This is a genomic window from Parendozoicomonas verongulae, assembly GCF_009711465.1.
Lineage (GTDB): Bacteria > Pseudomonadota > Gammaproteobacteria > Pseudomonadales > Endozoicomonadaceae > Sansalvadorimonas > Sansalvadorimonas verongulae.
Genome location: NZ_SMME01000852.1, coordinates 33,223 through 50,326 on the forward strand (window position 1 = coordinate 33,223; position 17,104 = coordinate 50,326).

Below are 17,104 nucleotides of genomic sequence, written 5' to 3' on the forward strand. Positions count from 1 at the left end.
TCTCGTTTAGAAGACACCCCAAAGGGCAGCCAAACGGCTGCCTTTTGTCGTACAGGTTTGTCTGTCGGCAAATACCTATCCTACCGCCGCCGTATAACCGGTTAGTATCCCGCAATCTGGCCGTGCCTCTTTTTTACACAATTTTCTGCACAGCCGGGTTTGTGGAGTGCTGTATGAAACCCGACAATTTGCGACGTGTTGATCTTAACCTGCTGGTGACCCTGCATGTTCTTCTGGAAGAATGCAGTGTCAGCCGGGCAGCGGATCGACTGTGCCTCAGTCAGTCGGCTATCAGCCGCTCCCTTGGGCGTTTGCGGGATATTTTCAGTGATGACCTGTTTATCCGCCGCCCCCACGGTTTGCAACCTACAACACGAGCCGTTGAACTGAAAAGCGAGCTGGGGGATGCTCTGGGCATGGTGTCCCGTGTGATTACCCCACCGGAATTTGACCCGGCCACGTGTACGAAGGAATTCACTGTCAGCGTGATGGAACATCTGTCCATGCAGATTATTCCGCCCTTGCTGATACGTTTGCGCAAAGAGGCGCCTCAGGTGAAGGTGCGGGTTCATCCCTGGTCGCCACACAGCCTGAATGATATGGGGACTGGTAAGCTTGATGTCTGTATCAATATCCTGCCACTGGAGCGGGCGGATCTGCATCGGCAGATTATCGGGCCGGTGGGCGGGCAGGTTTTGATGGCTCGTCATCACCCTTACGCAAGCCTTGAGAAGTTAACCCGGACCCAGTTTCTTGCCTACCCCCATGTGCGGCTGACTATTGCAGAATACGAAGAGAATCCGTTTGCCAGTAAAATAGCTATGCTGCTGGCCAACCGTGAAGTGATGCTGTCCACATCCGACCCCCATCTCGCCTTTGAAGTGGTCAGTCAGTCCGATGCCATGATGATTGGTACCACATTCCTGAATAAGATGCTGGTGGATCGCTATAACCTGCAGGTGGTGGCTCTGCCTGCCGAGATGGCAAGCCTCAACTCGCAGTATCAGCTCACCTGGCACAGCCTTGTTAACCGTGACCCGGCCCATATGTGGTTTCGCAGTTTGCTGCTGGATGAGTGCCGTGCCCTGCAGCAGCAGGAAAAGATGGCTGCGTCCTGTGCCTGTCCGTTTCATTCTGAAGTCCCTCGTGGTGCTGCCTGAGCAGCCCTGGAGGGCTTACCCGTTTGCGCTGAATGATATTTTTCACCGGGCACGTCTTCCAATGATTCCAGAAGCGCTATTAAGGTCTCCATATATGTCAGGGCCAGGCACATATCGTCTCTGTTGGCAGGGTCAAATTTGCGGATATTTTTTAATAAAACAGCCGCCTTTTTCTCGAAGAGTGTCCATGTCTTCAGAGTCAGGTAGGGCAATTGAGTGGATATATCCCCCAGTGTCTGTGCAAGGCTGCTGAACGTCTGAATGGCCTCATCGTTAATAGCATTGATCTTGTTACTGCTCTCCTGTTGCTTCAGCAAGTCCTCAGGGGTGATAATATCGACTGAGGCTTCTTTCCTTTTCCTGTCATAGTGATCACTGAGATCGCTCATAAATGTCTCAAATTGCATCACCTGCCTCTCAATGAAAGGTGCGCATTTCCTGCATGCAACAATCAGATGGCGCGCAAGATAGTAAGCACGGCCAAAAAATTCCTGGCTCCTGAGGGTGTAGAAATTTACGCCCAGATTATTGATAGAGAGAAGCATTGCAGCCCGGTAGGCGGCATACTTCTCCTGATCATCTGGGCTGGGGATTTTTGAGGCAGGAAAAAGATGTTCAGGGCGTATCTGATGAAGCCCGGAATCCAGTGCCGCATCGTACTGAGACATATCGTACCCACCCCCCGAAGGAGAGCTGACATCTTTTGTGGCAAGAATCTCTTTTTTTGTTTTTCTGATAGAAGCTTTCTGGTATATCTTTTGCCTGCGCCCGGTTTTTTCTGTGGCTGTCACCATAAGCTCCAGATTCTCACATAATGTGGCTGGTATCACTCTTACTCTTTCTAATATCTTGCACTTGTAATCGTTGGTCTGACGCGTTCTTTTGGCCTTGGTATGACGGAAGTAATCTAATACCTGTGGCAGCTGCTGTTCACTGAATACAGAGAGATCAAGCTGATCAAGGGCTTCCAGAAAGTTATCAACCTGCAGCTGTTCACCCCAGATATCATAAGAGCTTTTCGGGGGAACAACGGTGGCAGGCGCCTGTGGTGGGCGCTTACTCTTTTGGGCTGGTTTTTTGGCTGATTTTTTGGCTGATTTTTTGGCTGGTTTTTTGGCCATAGGGTGTGCAACGACTCTGGTGTCGGCTGGTGGGGGTGGCAGCTCAGGTGGCTGAAAAGCTGGCTCTTCTCTGTCAGGTGGTGTCGTTTCCTCGCGCGCCGGGAGCGTTTCAGCAGGGGGCTCAGTGGGAGGGCTGTATTCCTGCACCAGCCAGTAGGGCAATGAGGCCTGTTTCAAAATGCGGCACACGGTGTGTTCGATATCCGCGGGAAGTTTTTTATCTGGAATAAGTTGACTGCCACACAGGTAAAACCCGAAGCGGTCTCCACGTTTTGATGCGGAGAAGTGGGCACAGGACACCCTTATGGCGACCTTATCGTTTGTCTTATGCAGTGCATGGGGGAAGCGTGTTTCAGCAATATCAATGGTTAGATGTGGGTAGCCATAGGTTGCAGGAACAATGAGTGCATGACGCATGGAGCTGATGAAAAACAGGCATTTGTCTGCTTTGCGTTTTAAAAGAGATTTATTCCATTCGCCAAAAGGAATGTAACAATACCCATTTTCAAAGTGAAAACGGTGTTTTGGCTGAACAGCAGCAGCCTGAGCCACTGCTGTTGCAGAGCTGTCTTTACCTTTTTGAGCGACTGATTCCTTCTCACCGGCTAAAGGCTCCGGGACAGTACTATCCGCTGGTGTCGGAGGTGGTATGAGCCCACGTGTCTCCATGCTTATCTCCATCCGCAGTGAGGCTTACGGGCTATTTTTTGCGGATTTGCATGGCGGAATCACTAACATTGTTGTTAACGCTAGAGAACCAGAGCTTCCCCCTTACGAAAAATCTGAATCTCTCCCGTCTCCATAATATGCCACTCTTCGTTATCTGTGAGTGGCATGGTCGCAATTACAGTTACAACGTCATCTGGTGTCGTTTCCTGATGGAAATCGACAGTCACGTCCGCGTCTTTCAACGACGCTCTGGTAAATGGCGCACGACGGGTAATCCAGCAGAGTTTGGTGGAGCAGTAACAGCCCAGATCCCGGCCATTGCTGAGCAGCATGTTGTAAACACCCATGGTGCGCAGCTCATCACACAGGGTGCGGATAAAACGCCAGAGGGTTTCTGTGCGCGAGGGCGGTTTGGGGAAACGTTCCCGTACCTGATCCATCAGCCAGCAGAAGGCGTATTCACTGTCGGTTGTTCCCACGGGAAAGTAGTGCTTGAGGGGTTTGGATCTGATCTCTTTCAGCTGGCCATTATGGGCAAAGGTCCAGTAGCGCCCCCACAGCTCCCGGGTAAAGGGGTGAGTGTTTTCCAGACATACCTGCCCGACATTAGCCTGACGGATATGGCTGATGACGGTTTCACTTTTGATAGGATATTGCTGAACCAGCTGAGCGATTTCAGATGTGAACGCAGGGTTCGGATCACGAAAATCCCGAATGCCCTTGCCTTCATAAAAGGAAATACCCCAGCCATCCCGGTGGGGGCCGGTGACACCGCTGCGCTGCATCAATCCGGTAAAACTAAAAACAATGTCAGTGGGTGTGTTGGCGCTCATGCCCAGCAGTTCACACATAGATGACTTCCTCGTACAGCATCAGGATGGATCAGCACTTACGTTGGGTTCAGTGCGCTTGGGGGAGGTGGGCTGGCTATTTTTTGAAGCCCGGGCGCCCTTGGGCGTGGAGAAAAACAACAGCTTCAGCAGAGAGAAAACAATCAGGGATACAACAACAACTATGCCATTGTGCACCATGCTTTCCGGGCCATGGGTGAGGCCATCATAAATCATGGCGAGGGTTGCGGGGGAAAACCAGGTCATATCCTGATCGGTAAAGCCGGGAGTCAGCACCAGTGAGGCTGCCCAGAACCTCAGCCAGCTGGCCAGTTTGGGGTTCAGACCCGCTGTCATTCTGCCCCATACCACCAGACAACCAATGGCTGCAGTGATATAAACGGTCCAGGCAATTAAATACTGGGTGAGGGTCATGGAATGTTCTGTAACCTAGTCAAAAATAAACAATTCTTTGATTTTACTGATCTCCCGCCGTTGAGGAAAGCACAGCCCTGAAAAGCATAGGTTGCAATCATAAGATTTCAGGGCACAATCAGCCATTCTCTTATTTTTATACCTCAGGATTTTGCTGTTTTATGGATTTTCCCCCTTTTTCCGCCAGGCCCCCCGTTGCACCTTCCCGGCCCGTTCAGGTTGAAGATTCCCACGGGCAACGGGTGGATGAATATCGCTGGCTGGAAGAGCGGGACAGCAAAGAGGTCGAGCACTGGCTAAAGGCTGAGAATGCCTACACCAAAGTGGGTATGGCCTCCACAGATGCGCTTCAGAAAACCCTCTACGACGAGATGAAAGCCCGGCTGAAGGAAGACGACGAATCCCAGCCTTACACATGGCATGGTTATACCTTTTTCAGCCGTACTTTTAAGGGCAAGGATTATGCGGTTCACTACCGCCGCCATGGTGATCAGCCCGAACAGGTTATTTTTGACGGTAACGAACGCTCCACAGCTCTGGGGGACGACCACGATTACTTTGATCTCGGCGTTATGGCTGTTAGCCCCGATAATCAGCTTCTGGCATGGGCGGAAGACTTTGCTGGCAATGAGAGCTGGACATTACGGATCAAAAACCTCGCCACCGGCGAGCTGCTGGACGATGTACTGGACGGTTGTGCGGCCAGTGTCGTATGGGCGAAAGACAGTCAGTCTTTCTGGTATATCCGTCTGGACGACAACTACCGCCCATGGCAGCTGTGTTTCCACCGTTTAGGCACAGGCAGAAAAGCTGACCTGACCCTTCTGGAAGAAAGCGATGAACGGTTCTTCCTCTCCGCTTATCCAGACCGCGCGGAAACCTGTTTTTTCGTAGAGCTGGCCAGTACGGATACTTCGGAATGCTTTGTGGGCGATTTAACCACCCCCGAGACGCCCCTGAAGATGATTCGCCCCCGACAAAAAGGGCTGGAGTATTACCCGGATTCCGATGGCGGGAAGCTGATTATTCGCACCAATGATACAGGTATTAATTACCGTCTGGTGACGGCTGATTTTGAAACACCGGATCAGTGGCAGGAACTATTGCCTCACCGTGATGATGTGACCCTGGAAGATTACGAGTTGTTCCTCAAACACATTGTGACTTTTGAACGGGAAGGCGGGCTGGTGCAGGTGCGTATCCGGGAAAAAGAAGGCAGTGTACGGACACTGGATTTCCCTGACGAAGCCTGGTCTGTGGGCGGTTGTGATAATGCGGAGTATGCAGCGGATTTCCTGCGTCTGGAATACGAATCCATGAACTGCCCGCCTTCGGTGATTGATGTGTGCCTGAAAACCGGGCAGCAAACCCTGCGCAGGCAGATGCCCGTGCTCGGCGGTTTTGATGCGTCCCGTTACGAAACCCGCCGTGTGATGGCGACCAGTCACGACGGTGTTCAGGTGCCGGTCAGCATTGTAGGTTTAAAGGAGAGCTTCCAAAAACCAGCCCCTGTGATGCTGTATGGCTATGGCTCCTACGGTGCCAGTGAAGATCCTTACTTTGCCCGTGGGCGCATTAATCTGCTGGACCGTGGTCTGCTGTTTGCTATTGCCCACATCCGTGGCGGTGCTGATCTGGGGGAATACTGGTACCGGGATGGACGACGATTGTCTAAGAAAAACACCTTCCACGATTTTGTGGCCTGCGCCCGTATGCTGATTGATGAAGGTTTTGCGGATAAAAATAAATTGGTGATTTCCGGCGGCAGTGCCGGTGGTCTGCTGATGGGGGCTGTGCTGAATATGGCTTCTGAACTGTTTGCCGGTGCTGTGCTGGATGTGCCGTTTGTGGATGTGCTCACCACTATGCAAAACCCCAATCTGCCTTTGACTGTGACCGAATACGATGAGTGGGGCGATCCGGCGGACAAGGCCGTATATGACTATATGAAAACCTACTCTCCTTACGACAATATTCAGGCCGCAAATTATCCGCCCCAGCTGGTTCTGGGTGGGCTGGAGGATCGCCGGGTGCAGTACTGGGAACCTGCCAAGTGGGTTGCCCGCATGCGTGAACGAAACACCGGTAACAGCCCTGTGTTTCTGAAAACCCATATGGGAGCAGGGCACTTTGGTGCATCTGGTCGTTATGAAGCCATGAAGGAAGCAGCCTTTGAGCAGGCGTTTATTTTGACCGTTGTGGGGGCAGGCAGAGACAGTAACTAACAGTTATTCACTGGGCAGCACCTGCTGATGTGAATGGAATCTGGATACACTTTCAGACGAAAGTCGTGCTGAGAAGAATGTAAAAAATGTTGATCGTTTCAGAACTTGCAGTGTACCCCGTTAAATCCTGTCGCCAGCTTACTGCGACAAACTGGACAGTGGATAGTTTTGGTTTGACCGGTGACCGACGCTGGATGGTTATTGACAGTAACACTGGACTGTTTGTGAGTCAGCGCACACATCCGCAAATGGTGAAGATTGTCTGTGTGCCGACAGTGAGTGGCCTTGTGTTAAGGCATCCTGAACAGGGTGAACTGGCTGTATCCCGGCCTGATCAGGGGGGCGTGTGTTCGGCTACAGTCTGGAGTGACACATGTGGCGCACGGGATGCCGGTGATAACGCAGCCCAGTGGTGCAGTGAGGTGATTGGTAAATCCTGTCGTTTAGTGTTTATGCCGGATACCAGCTTTCGGCAGGTAGATCGCCGCTATGCCAAAGAAGGCATACGCGCCAGTTTTGCTGATGGCTTCCCTTTTTTACTGATCTCCGAAGCTTCTCTGGAATTACTGAACACTAAGTTAGCTGAAAATGGTGAAGACAGTGTACCTATGAAACGCTTTCGCCCAAACATCGTCGTAAAAGGTTGTGAGCCTCACGCCGAAGATCAGTGGAATCGTATACGCATTGGCGGCATAGAGTTCTCCGGTGTAAAAGACTGCACACGTTGTGTGATGACAACAGTGAACACAGACACAGCAGAAAAAAACAAAGAGCCCCTGCGTACACTGGCGCAGTATCGTCGTAACGATAAGGGAGTTATTTTTGGGCAGAATATGATTCACCATGGTACCGGTCTGTTGTCTGTTGGCATGCAGGTGGAGGTGCTTGACTAGTCGTTAATTGAACAGAGAAGTGTGAATTGCGGTATGTCCCTATGGGGTTTGTCGTAATTACGGTTGTATAAATGCAACATACTTCTCAATACAGCAACGCTGTAAAGGATTGACGTCATGTCTGAATTGCACAATCTTCAACCTGCCCCCCTCTGGAAGCACTTTCAGTCCATCTGTGATATTCCCCACCCATCCGGTGAAGAAGAGGCTTTGCGTCAGCATGTGCTGGCGTTTGCTGCCGAGCAGGGTTTGGAAGCAGACACGGATGATTGCGGTAACGTAGTGATTCGAAAGCCTGCGACTCCAGGTTATGAAAACCGTGTGGGTGTGATTCTGCAGGGCCACCTGGATATGGTTCCCCAGAAGAATGCAGATACAGATCACGACTTCAGCAAAGACCCTATTCAAGCTTATGTTGATGATGGCTGGGTTAAAGCCCGTGGCACCACTCTGGGTGCAGATAACGGCATTGGCATGGCAGCGGCTATGGCTGTTCTGGAAAGCAAAACGCTGGAGCATGGCCCGGTAGAAGCCCTGTTCACTATCGATGAAGAGCGCTCCATGGCCGGTGCCGAAGAGCTGAAAACAGGCTGGTTGCAGGGCAACATTCTTTTGAATCTGGATACCGAAGAAGAAGGTGAGCTATACGTTGGCTGCGCTGGTGGTGTAGATGCACTGGGCGAAGCTTCCTATGCTGAGGAAACCGTTGCCGGTATGAACTGGCTGCGACTGGAAGTGAAAGGTCTGAAAGGTGGTCACTCTGGTTGCGATATTCACCTGCAGCGCGGTAATGCCAACAAAATTATGGTGAACCTGCTGAAAGCTCTTCAGGATGCAGGTGTGCGTTTGGCAGACATCGACGGTGGCAGCCTTTCCAATGCCATTCCCCGCGAAGCCTTTGCGACTGTTGCTGTCCCCGCTGATAAGGCCGAAGATGTTGCGGCTATTGTGGATCAGCAGCTGGCCATTACCCGTAATATTCTGTCAGCTACTGATGACGGTGTGACTATTACGGCAACAGCTGTTGAAGCTGGCGAGAAGGTTATGGCACAGGCAGACCAGCAGAAGTGGCTGAACCTGTTCCATGCCATGCCAAACGGTGTTGAGCGTATGAGTGAAAGTGTGGAAGGCGTTGTTGAGACGTCCAACAATTTCGCCATTATGACTGTGCGCGACGGCAAGGTTGGTGTTCACTGTTTTGCCCGCTCTCTGGTAGACAGCGCTACATCTGAAATGGGTGAGCGTCTGGTTGGCCTGATGCGTCTGGCTGGTATGGAAGCGCGCCTGGAGGGCCTGTTCCCAGGCTGGCAGCCGAATATGGACTCCGCGATACTTGCGTCTATGAAGGAAACCTATGAGGCGCTGTACAGCAAAGTGCCTGCTGTGAAGGTGATTCACGCGGGTCTGGAATGTGGTCTGCTGGGCAGTAAGTATCCTACCTGGGATATGCTCTCCATTGGCCCCACCATCTGCTTCCCCCATTCTCCCGACGAGAAGGTGGAAATTGATAGTGTTGAGAAGTTCTGGAACCTGCTGAGCGAGGCGCTGGTGCGAATGCCTGTGGCGGAATAAGCCTATTGACTTTATTCCTCTGTACGTGATCAGTGTGTAGCAGTTGCATAAAACGCCACCAGACTACACGAAAGCAATGATTTGGTTACTTAAAGCTGGCGATGCATGTCGTTTATTGGTAATGTGCCGCCCAGCTTTACAGGGAGTGGGCACTTTTTTGCGGTTTTTTTGCAAAATGGGCTGACTTATTATTTTGAATGTGTATAATCTAGCGGCTTCGTACACATCAAAATATCACTCCAAATTGAATCCCGCACAGAAAGATATCGTCCAAGAGGTAAATCCAATGGGAACGCTCAGCGTGGGCGGACGTTTCTTCAAGAATGAAGAGCTCGAGCTGATTGAGCAACGTCGGCTGGAAGCGCTTCTGGAAATCACCACGAAGCATACTGAAGAAGTTCAAAGCCTGAAGAGTCAACTGGAAACCGCCGATGGCAAAGTTGTCAAAGCCGGTAACCAGATCAAAGGACTCGACAAAGAAATAAAGGTTCTCCGCGAACAGAACCCTGATCGTATGAAGAAGCAGATTAAGCGTCTTCAGGAGCAGAACAGGGATATGACCGCAGAAAACAAAGCCCTAAAGAGTAAACAGAAGCAGCTGCAGCAACAGTTTGATGCTACTAAGCTGGAACTGGACAAGCTCAAGGCTGAAGCAGAAGAGAAAGAAGCTGAAACAGCTTAATTCTCTGATGCCATTCCGGGATATTTGAGGATGCGGGTTTCCATTTCGATGGAGTCCTGTAACGAATCAGATAACCCGGAAAAGCCGTCAAGCAGTGGCGGGCCAGAGTATAGAATGGCAGCAGCGATTCAATATGCTAATGGCCCGACATTTCTATCATAATTGAAAACTCTCCCTCTTTTCCCTCATTCTGTTTTCCTTACTCTCGTTTTCTCTTAAATGCCCGGTTCTGTGGCGTGTCCGACCCTCTCGATTGCAATTAAGCAAATTCACGGCCAGCTCGGCAATTCTTTCAGACCATTCCATAAATTGCGCACCATAGTTTATAAAAATATCATCTAATGATGAGCTGGCGTTCCTATCGAAGTGGGTAATACTTGTACCCGCCAGCGCGATTGATATCCCCCTACAATCTCACTGGCGAGGTCAGCGAATGACCTTGGTACTTTTGGATTGTGTACCTGTGTTTCACTCCTATGATCTTGGCCGGTGATGCTTCCCCCAGCACACCGGTTCTTTTTCCCACCTTGCCTGAAGAAGAGGGGGTAAGGGGGAGAAAATGTGAAGTAGGTAAAGCAAACGTCCTCTTTCTGTTTTGGGGTGTGTGAATAACTGAATGGTCTTGGCCGGTGATGCTTCCCCCAGCACACCGGTTCTTTTTTATCTGCTGTTTGTCGCTGGTTTGTAAAGCTGCGGACAGTGCGGGTAGGCGCACTGAGCAGACTTCACTATTATTCCCTCCCCCGATTTATCACATGATGACAAGTTGAATCGTTGAAATGAGTGCTGACTCCGTAAATCTCCCTGCTCCATCTAAGTATTTCTTTGTGCGTGCGCTTCGCCCTTTCTCTCTGAGTGTGGCGGTTGTAGCCTGTGGCCTGGGTATTGCCCTGGCTTATGGTGCAGGTGAAGGGGATGCTCTTCGGGCAACCCTGGTGATGATCGCCGGCATTCTTCTGCAGGCTGCGGTCAATCTGTTTAATGATTATGCTGATCTACGCCTTTGGGCGAACAGGGATGACAAGTACGCCAGCAATATTCGCAATATGATTCGTAAGAATATGGCCATTGCAAAAGCCATAACCTCTGTTGCTGCAGCAATAGGTATCGTGCTTGTGTACTTTGCGGGCTGGAAGCTTTTGTTAATTGTCCTGTTGGGTGCTGCCGGAGGGTACTACTACACGGGAACCCCCATTGCTTATAAAAATCGTGGCCTTGGTGTTGTGGGGGTTTTTCTATTTACGGGAGTTTTGATGGTATCCGGCAGTTATCTCGCAGTAACAGGGAATCTGGGGCACCATATTTTTCTGTACTCTATTCCGGTGAGTATGATCTCCAGTATGTTACTACTGGCTAATGAGTTGCGGGATGTGGATGAAGATATTGATAACGATATTGGCACCTTCACCGTGCGTATGGGCTATAGATTCTCTTCATTGATTTATATTCTGCTGGGTGTTGCCGCGATTGTTATGGCCTTTGCGATTGGCCTGTCGGGGGCTATGGCTTTGCCCTGGCTGATGCTGGTACCCGCTTTGGTGCTAAAACAACCTGTGGCTTTGCTGCGTACTGTAAAGCAGGCCTCAGAAAGAAAACGCCTTGTGCGATTGCCACCGCTGACAGGGCGTTTCTTCCTGATTTTTGGTATCTGCTTTATGGTGGCGATTTAATGGTGACAGTGCTCGTGGGCAGGTTCACCGTAATACCACCGGCTCAAGGCCTCATAAAGCTCATAAGTGTGGAAGCCTGCATGCAGGTAGCCAAAGGCTTTCCACACTTTATTCAGTTTTGATTGAGTGTGGCAGTCGTGGCAGTGTCCAAAAAATAAATCGTGTACGGCAAAAGCCAGTGATGTACCGCTCATACTAATGTTTGTGGCATGGGGGGCAGGGCTGGCTTTAATGATGTCGCCTCGAAAATTCAGGTGCACATAATCACCGACAAAAGTGCTGTCTATATGTTCCAGTCCATCCAGGGTATGTAACGCCAAAGCCAGCAGGTTCAGGGAAAAGCTACTCAGGTTATGGCTTTTCATGGCCGCTACAATATGCGCTCCATGTTCCACTATCTCTTTGGTATGCCAGGCAATCACAAATCCGTTAAGTAAGGCGGCTTTGCTGCCATAGAGGAAGGACAGGGCGGCAGATGGCAGGCTCTGTTCTCTTGTCCCAAGCCCTGGCCATTGTGTAGCCATCAGCCGGGAGTTTTCCATAAGACGGTTTTGTCTGGCCAGAAGCTCTTTCATTTTCTCGGTGTCCACCGCTACAGATGATACAACCCATGCTGTTATGCCGACCCAGCCGTTATGCCAGACCAGACTCTCTAATTGCCACTGTGGATCTTCCTTTAATCGCAGGGCGATAGAGTGCTCTGCTGTTTCTGGCTGGAAACACTGAAAGTGCACCTGCTGTTCTTCCAGGTCGAAAGCCTCAAGAATTTCATGCTGAAGAGTGTGGCAATCAGGACGGCTGCTTGTGTCCCATGGGGCGAGATAGGGATAGGTGCCGTAGGACCCTTTCAGTGTAATCGTGGCCTGGCGGTTGTTATTGCTGGAGGTTTTTTCATGGATTTTGAATGATGCTGCGGAGCCTTCAGGGAATAGCTCGGTAATGTTTTCATGGTTGTCTCCATAACTGCTTCCATAGGATAAAATGGAGATCAAAAACAGAAGGTTAAGGGCGAATTGTCGAAGGGGTATGCACCAGTTTTTCACTGAAATACCATATTTTTGTGAGAATGATTCTCATTATTTAGCAGGTATTTCTGTACCTTCCACTTTTTACAGTTTTATTTTGTGACGCTGGTTTACAAGTTCCCTGATAATGCAGCTTGTCTGGCTGATAATGTGCCATAGGTAAAAGAGACTGCGAAGGATTTATGAAAAAATCACCCACGAGTTCCTCGATTTTCCATCCGTTGAAGCCATATACTAGTTGAAAAAAATTCAGTGAATTTGTGCTGTTTTATGGTGGGAGAGGGCAGTTTCGTGTCAGAGAAAAATGATCGTACAGGAGACCTGCTTGAGCAGGTAGCTGAAGCCAGTAAAAAGAATGCTCTGCCTCCCGTGCACAAGTGGAACCCTCCTTTCTGTGGCGATAGTGATATGGTCATCAAGCGGGATGGTTCATGGCATTACATGAACAGCCCGATTGGCCGTGAGCGCATGGTACGGCTGTTCTCCACAGTGTTGCGTAAGGATGATGACGATTACTTTCTGGTCACGCCTGTTGAGAAGGTGGGTATCACAGTTGAGGATGTTCCGTTCATTGCAATTTCTGTGGAGCGGGTGGAAGAGGATGGCAAGTCTGCCCTGAGGTTTATGACCAATGTCGGGGACAGTGTGATTGCCAGCACGGATAACCCTCTGCGTGTTGAGCTGGCACCGGGAACAGAAGAGCCTGCTCCTTACATTCTGGTCCGAAAAGGTCTTGAGGCGCGCCTGCACAGGAATGTGTTCTACCAACTGGTTGATATGGCAGAGATTCGTTCCATGGGAGAGCGAGAGTGGTACGGAGTTGAAAGTGGCGGCGTGTTTTTTCAGATCGCACCAGTCTCTCGGTAAGCTCCACTCATCGCTAAATCGTTGGAAGTTCTTTCGCGTAACAGATTTTAGAGTAGCTTTGCTCGTTAAAACCAATAAAGCAGGGGTTTCCCTGCCTTATTGGTTATGGGCGTCATTTACATATTTGGATAGTTCGGCCCACCAGCCCCTTCAGGTGTTACCCAGGTAATATTCTGAGCTGGATCTTTAATATCACAGGTTTTGCAGTGCACGCAGTTCTGGGCGTTAATCTGGAATCGCTGGCTGCCGTCTTCATTCTCTACCACTTCGTAAACACCGGCCGGACAGTACCGTTGGGCGGGTTCGTCAAATTTTGGCAGGTTGTCGCGGATAGGCAGTTCCGGGTCTTTCAGCTGCAGGTGGCAGCGCTGGTCTTCTTCGTGGTTGGTGCTGGACAGGAATACAGAATCCAGCTTGTTAAAGGTCAGCTTGCCGTCTGGCTTTGGATAATCAATCTTAGAGCATGCCGACGCAGGCTTCATCTGGGTGTGATCTGCAATCGGGTCGCGTAGAGTGAACGGAAGCTTACCGTTGAATATGTTGATATCAAACCAGGCGATAGCGCCACCCACAAAGGCACCAAACTTGTGCAACAGCGGGCCGAAGTTACGTTGGGCGTGCAGCTCTTCGTGAAGCCAGGAGTTCTCAAAGGCCGTAGCAAAGGATGTCAGCTCCTTACCGCCTTCGTCGCCACCGCTAATGGCCTTGAATACAGTTTCAGCCGCCAGCATACCGCTCTTCATAGCGGTGTGAGAGCCTTTGATTTTGGCGTTGTTCATAGTGCCGGCATCACAGCCGATTAGCAGACCACCGGCAAAGGCCATCTTTGGCAGAGACTGCAAGCCGCCTTTGTTCAAAGCGCGGGCGCCGTAGGACACGCGCTTGCCGCCTTCCAGGTATTGCTTGTACAGCGGGTTGGTTTTCAGTCGTTGGAATTCGTCAAACGGGCTGACGTGAGGGTTGGAGTAGTTCAGGTCGGTAATCAGGCCCACAACCACCTGATTGTTCTCCAGATGATAGAGGAAGCTGCCGCCGGTGGAGCCGCTCTCGGTCAGAGGCCAGCCTGCGGAGTGCAGTACCAGACCGGGCTTGTGCTTCTCTGCAGGAATATCCCACAGCTCTTTGATACCGATGCCGTAGTGGGAAGGATCTTTGCCTTCATCCAGTTTGAACTGACTGATCAGCTGCTTGCCCAGATGACCACGACAACCTTCAGCAAAAAGGGTGTATTTGGCGCGTAGCTCCATGCCGGGCATGTAGCTGTCTTTATGGGAGCCGTCTTCGGCAATACCCATATCGCCGGTAATAATGCCTTTCACCACACCGTCTTCAATAATCACATCCTGCGCGGCAAAACCGGGGAAGATTTCTACCCCCAGTTGTTCGGCCTGCTCACCGAGCCAGCGGCACAGGTTACCCAGGCTGATAATATAGTTGCCTTCGTTGTGCATGGTTTTGTGGGTCATGAAGGCGGGGAACTTTTTGCCACTTTCAGGGCCGGTGAGATAGTGGATTTCATCATCGGTAACGGGTGTGTTTAACGGCGCGCCTTTCTCTTTCCAATCCGGGAAGAGTTCATTCAGGGCACGAGGCTCAAAGACAGCACCGGAAAGAATATGGGCACCCACTTCGGAGCCTTTCTCCACCAGACAGACGGTCAGTTCCTGTTCGGCTTCCTGAGCCTGCTGCATCAAGCGACAGGCTGCGGACAAACCTGACGGGCCACCACCAACGATGACAACATCAAATTCCATGGATTCACGTTGCATTTCATCGGACATCGGGACCTCCAGTGTGGTCAATTCGGCAATTTTGGACTTATCCTAGAGTCAAACAGTTGTTTGAATTTTTTGAGGCATTATAAAGCCGAGTTCAGGAAGTGCCAACGGCAAATACGTATATAAAAGCTATTCGCTTGCCTATTTGTTGATGAAAAGTGAGTGGGTGTGTGCATCTCAAACATACGTTTGAATACGTATTTGTCTGCTGATACACTCGGTTCCGCGAAGGGGGAGTCAGGCGTGAGCGCGCCTTGACCGACTCACACACCGCTCCAGCCCAACAATGAATAAAGGAAGGCTGCAAACATATGAAGGTTCTTGTAGCTGTCAAACGCGTAATAGACTACAACGTCAAGGTACGCGTTAAGTCTGACAATACCGATGTTGATCTGACCAACGTAAAAATGGCCATCAACCCTTTCTGTGAAATCGCCGTTGAAGAAGCTGTGCGATTAAAAGAGCAGGGGGTTGCTACAGAAATTGTTGTTGTATCCATGGGCCCCAAGGCCTGCCAGGAACAAATTCGTACTGCTCTGGCACTGGGTGCAGACCGTGGCATTCAAGTTGAAACCGAAGACAAGCTGGATTCTCTGGCTGTCGCCAAACTCCTGAGAGCTGTTTACGAAGAAGAAAAACCTGACCTTGTTATCCTCGGCAAGCAGGCCATCGACAGTGATAACAACCAGACCGGACAAATGCTGGCGGCGCTGGCAGGCCTGCCCCAGGGCACCTTCGCTTCTGAAGTGAAAGTGGCGGATGGCAAGGTGAATGTCACCCGTGAAGTCGATGGCGGCCTGCAAACGGTTGCTTTGAACCTGCCTGCGGTTGTGACCACAGACCTGCGTTTGAACGAGCCCCGTTACGCGTCTCTGCCAAACATCATGAAAGCTAAACGCAAGCCTCTGGCTGTGAAGACCCCGGCGGAATACGGTGTGGAAGTCGCCTCTTCCATCACCCTGCTGAAGGTGGAAGCACCGGCTGAGCGTCAGGCGGGTATTAAGGTAGGCAGTGTGGAAGAGCTGGTCGAGAAACTCAAGAATGAGGCGAAGGTGATCTGATGAGCATTCTGGTAATAGCTGAACACGACAACGCCAGCCTGAATGCTGTAACGCTGGCTGTTGTTACCGCCGCCAAGGCTGTTGGTGGTGATATTAACGTACTGGTTGCCGGAACCGCATGTGGTTCTGTTGCCGAAGAAGCCGCTCAGGTTGACGGTGTGAGCAAGGTGCTGGTAGCAGACAATGCCTCTTTCCAGAACCAGCTGGCCGAAAACGTAAGCCTGCTAATTGCACAAGTGGGTAAGGGTTACAGCCATATTCTGGCACCTGCTACCACCACTGGTAAAAACGTACTGCCACGGGTTGCGGCCCTGCTGGACGTTGACCAGATTTCCGATATCGTCAGCGTAGAAAGTGCCGACACTTTCAAGCGTCCTATCTATGCCGGTAATGCCATTGCGACAGTGCAGTCTTCTGCCGCTGTAAAGGTGATCACTGTGCGTGGTACTGCGTTTGATAAAGCGGCTGCTAGCGGTGGTTCTGCTACCGTAGAACAGCTGGAGGCAACTCAAGATGCAGGCACTTCTGCCTTTATTGGTGAAGAGCTGGCCAAGTCTGATCGCCCTGAGCTGGCGGCTGCGGGTGTTGTGGTATCCGGTGGTCGTGGTATGGGTAACGGCGAGAACTTTGAGATTCTCTACAGCCTGGCAGACAAGCTGGGTGCGGCTGTTGGCGCATCCCGTGCGGCAGTTGACGCTGGTTTTGTTCCCAACGATATGCAGGTGGGTCAAACCGGTAAGATTGTTGCTCCCGAGTTGTATGTGGCTGTGGGTATCTCCGGCGCTATCCAGCATCTGGCAGGTATGAAAGAGTCCAAGATCATTGTTGCCATTAACAAAGATGAAGAGGCTCCAATCTTCCAGGTTGCCGACTACGGTCTGGTGGCTGACCTGTTTGAAGCTGTACCGGAGCTGACCAGCAAGATTTAAGCTTGTGCGCTTCACATAAGAGACTGCACCGGCCCTGTGCAGAAGCCCGCATTAACAACGGTTTGTTAATGCGGGCTTTTTCGTTTTTTGTGCAGAAAAAATCAAGCAGGAGCCCAACTTGCCTTTAATCATTTAAAGAGCAACTTTTAATAAAGTCTAAGTGCCCGGACTATTGCTTTCGCATAAT

14 protein-coding genes are annotated in these 17,104 nt (G+C 50.8%); 9 read left to right on the forward strand and 5 right to left on the reverse strand.

Annotated features, from left to right (window positions below):
* Positions 1-173 precede the first annotated feature (173 nt).
* Complete coding sequence (locus E1189_RS15385; protein ID WP_155161217.1) at positions 174-1,160, forward strand: LysR family transcriptional regulator; 987 nt, start codon at positions 174-176, stop codon at positions 1,158-1,160.
* Here the strand turns inward: E1189_RS15385 and E1189_RS15390 are convergent.
* From E1189_RS15390 to E1189_RS15400, 3 genes are all read right to left on the reverse strand, one after another.
* Positions 1,130-2,950 carry a hypothetical protein gene (locus E1189_RS15390; protein ID WP_155161218.1) on the reverse strand — a complete coding sequence of 607 codons (1,821 nt, stop codon included), beginning with the start codon at positions 2,948-2,950 and terminating at the stop codon, positions 1,130-1,132. The two genes, E1189_RS15385 and E1189_RS15390, sit on opposite strands and share 31 nt — an antisense overlap.
* A gap of 80 nt (positions 2,951-3,030) precedes the next feature.
* The gene (locus tag E1189_RS15395) at positions 3,031-3,801 is read right to left on the reverse strand and encodes a class II glutamine amidotransferase (RefSeq protein WP_155161219.1); all 771 of its coding nucleotides are present in this window, start codon (positions 3,799-3,801) and stop codon (positions 3,031-3,033) included.
* A 21-nt stretch (positions 3,802-3,822) separates the two neighbouring features.
* Positions 3,823-4,215: a hypothetical protein gene (locus E1189_RS15400; RefSeq protein WP_155161220.1), complete on the reverse strand. Its 393-nt coding sequence runs from the start codon at positions 4,213-4,215 to the stop codon at positions 3,823-3,825.
* A 161-nt stretch (positions 4,216-4,376) separates the two neighbouring features.
* On the opposite strand from E1189_RS15400, the gene E1189_RS15405 reads away from it, so the two are divergent.
* From E1189_RS15405 to E1189_RS15425, 5 genes are all read left to right on the forward strand, one after another.
* Complete coding sequence (locus E1189_RS15405; protein ID WP_155161221.1) at positions 4,377-6,440, forward strand: S9 family peptidase; 2,064 nt, start codon at positions 4,377-4,379, stop codon at positions 6,438-6,440.
* Positions 6,441-6,526: 86 nt separating this feature from the next.
* Positions 6,527-7,333 carry an MOSC domain-containing protein gene (locus E1189_RS15410; protein ID WP_155161222.1) on the forward strand — a complete coding sequence of 269 codons (807 nt, stop codon included), beginning with the start codon at positions 6,527-6,529 and terminating at the stop codon, positions 7,331-7,333.
* Positions 7,334-7,450: 117 nt separating this feature from the next.
* Complete coding sequence (locus E1189_RS15415) at positions 7,451-8,905, forward strand: aminoacyl-histidine dipeptidase (RefSeq protein ID WP_155161223.1); 1,455 nt, start codon at positions 7,451-7,453, stop codon at positions 8,903-8,905.
* Between the two features lie 286 nt (positions 8,906-9,191).
* Positions 9,192-9,587: a hypothetical protein gene (locus tag E1189_RS15420; protein WP_155161224.1), complete on the forward strand. Its 396-nt coding sequence runs from the start codon at positions 9,192-9,194 to the stop codon at positions 9,585-9,587.
* Positions 9,588-10,366: 779 nt separating this feature from the next.
* Positions 10,367-11,257, forward strand: coding sequence for a prenyltransferase (locus E1189_RS15425; RefSeq protein ID WP_155161225.1), 891 nt, complete (start codon positions 10,367-10,369; stop codon positions 11,255-11,257).
* Here E1189_RS15425 and E1189_RS15430 read toward each other — a convergent pair.
* Positions 11,254-12,249, reverse strand: coding sequence for a hypothetical protein (locus E1189_RS15430; protein ID WP_230460431.1), 996 nt, complete (start codon positions 12,247-12,249; stop codon positions 11,254-11,256). The two genes, E1189_RS15425 and E1189_RS15430, sit on opposite strands and share 4 nt — an antisense overlap.
* Positions 12,250-12,573: 324 nt before the next feature.
* Between E1189_RS15430 and E1189_RS15435 the strand changes: the two genes are divergently transcribed.
* Entirely contained in the window at positions 12,574-13,149 is a 576-nt protein-coding gene (locus E1189_RS15435; protein WP_408014752.1) for a DUF1285 domain-containing protein, read from the forward strand.
* A 116-nt stretch (positions 13,150-13,265) separates the two neighbouring features.
* Here E1189_RS15435 and E1189_RS15440 read toward each other — a convergent pair whose 3' ends face one another.
* Entirely contained in the window at positions 13,266-14,918 is a 1,653-nt protein-coding gene (locus E1189_RS15440; protein ID WP_155161231.1) for an electron transfer flavoprotein-ubiquinone oxidoreductase, read from the reverse strand.
* A 320-nt stretch (positions 14,919-15,238) separates the two neighbouring features.
* Between E1189_RS15440 and E1189_RS15445 the strand changes: the two genes are divergently transcribed.
* Positions 15,239-15,988, forward strand: a complete 750-nt coding sequence (locus E1189_RS15445; protein WP_155161227.1) for an electron transfer flavoprotein subunit beta/FixA family protein — start codon at positions 15,239-15,241, stop codon at positions 15,986-15,988.
* Positions 15,988-16,917 (forward strand): electron transfer flavoprotein subunit alpha/FixB family protein, encoded by a 930-nt coding sequence (locus E1189_RS15450; RefSeq protein WP_155161228.1) that lies wholly within the window; start codon positions 15,988-15,990, stop codon positions 16,915-16,917. Before E1189_RS15445 ends, E1189_RS15450 begins: the two co-directional genes overlap by 1 nt.
* Positions 16,918-17,104: the final 187 nt, after the last annotated feature.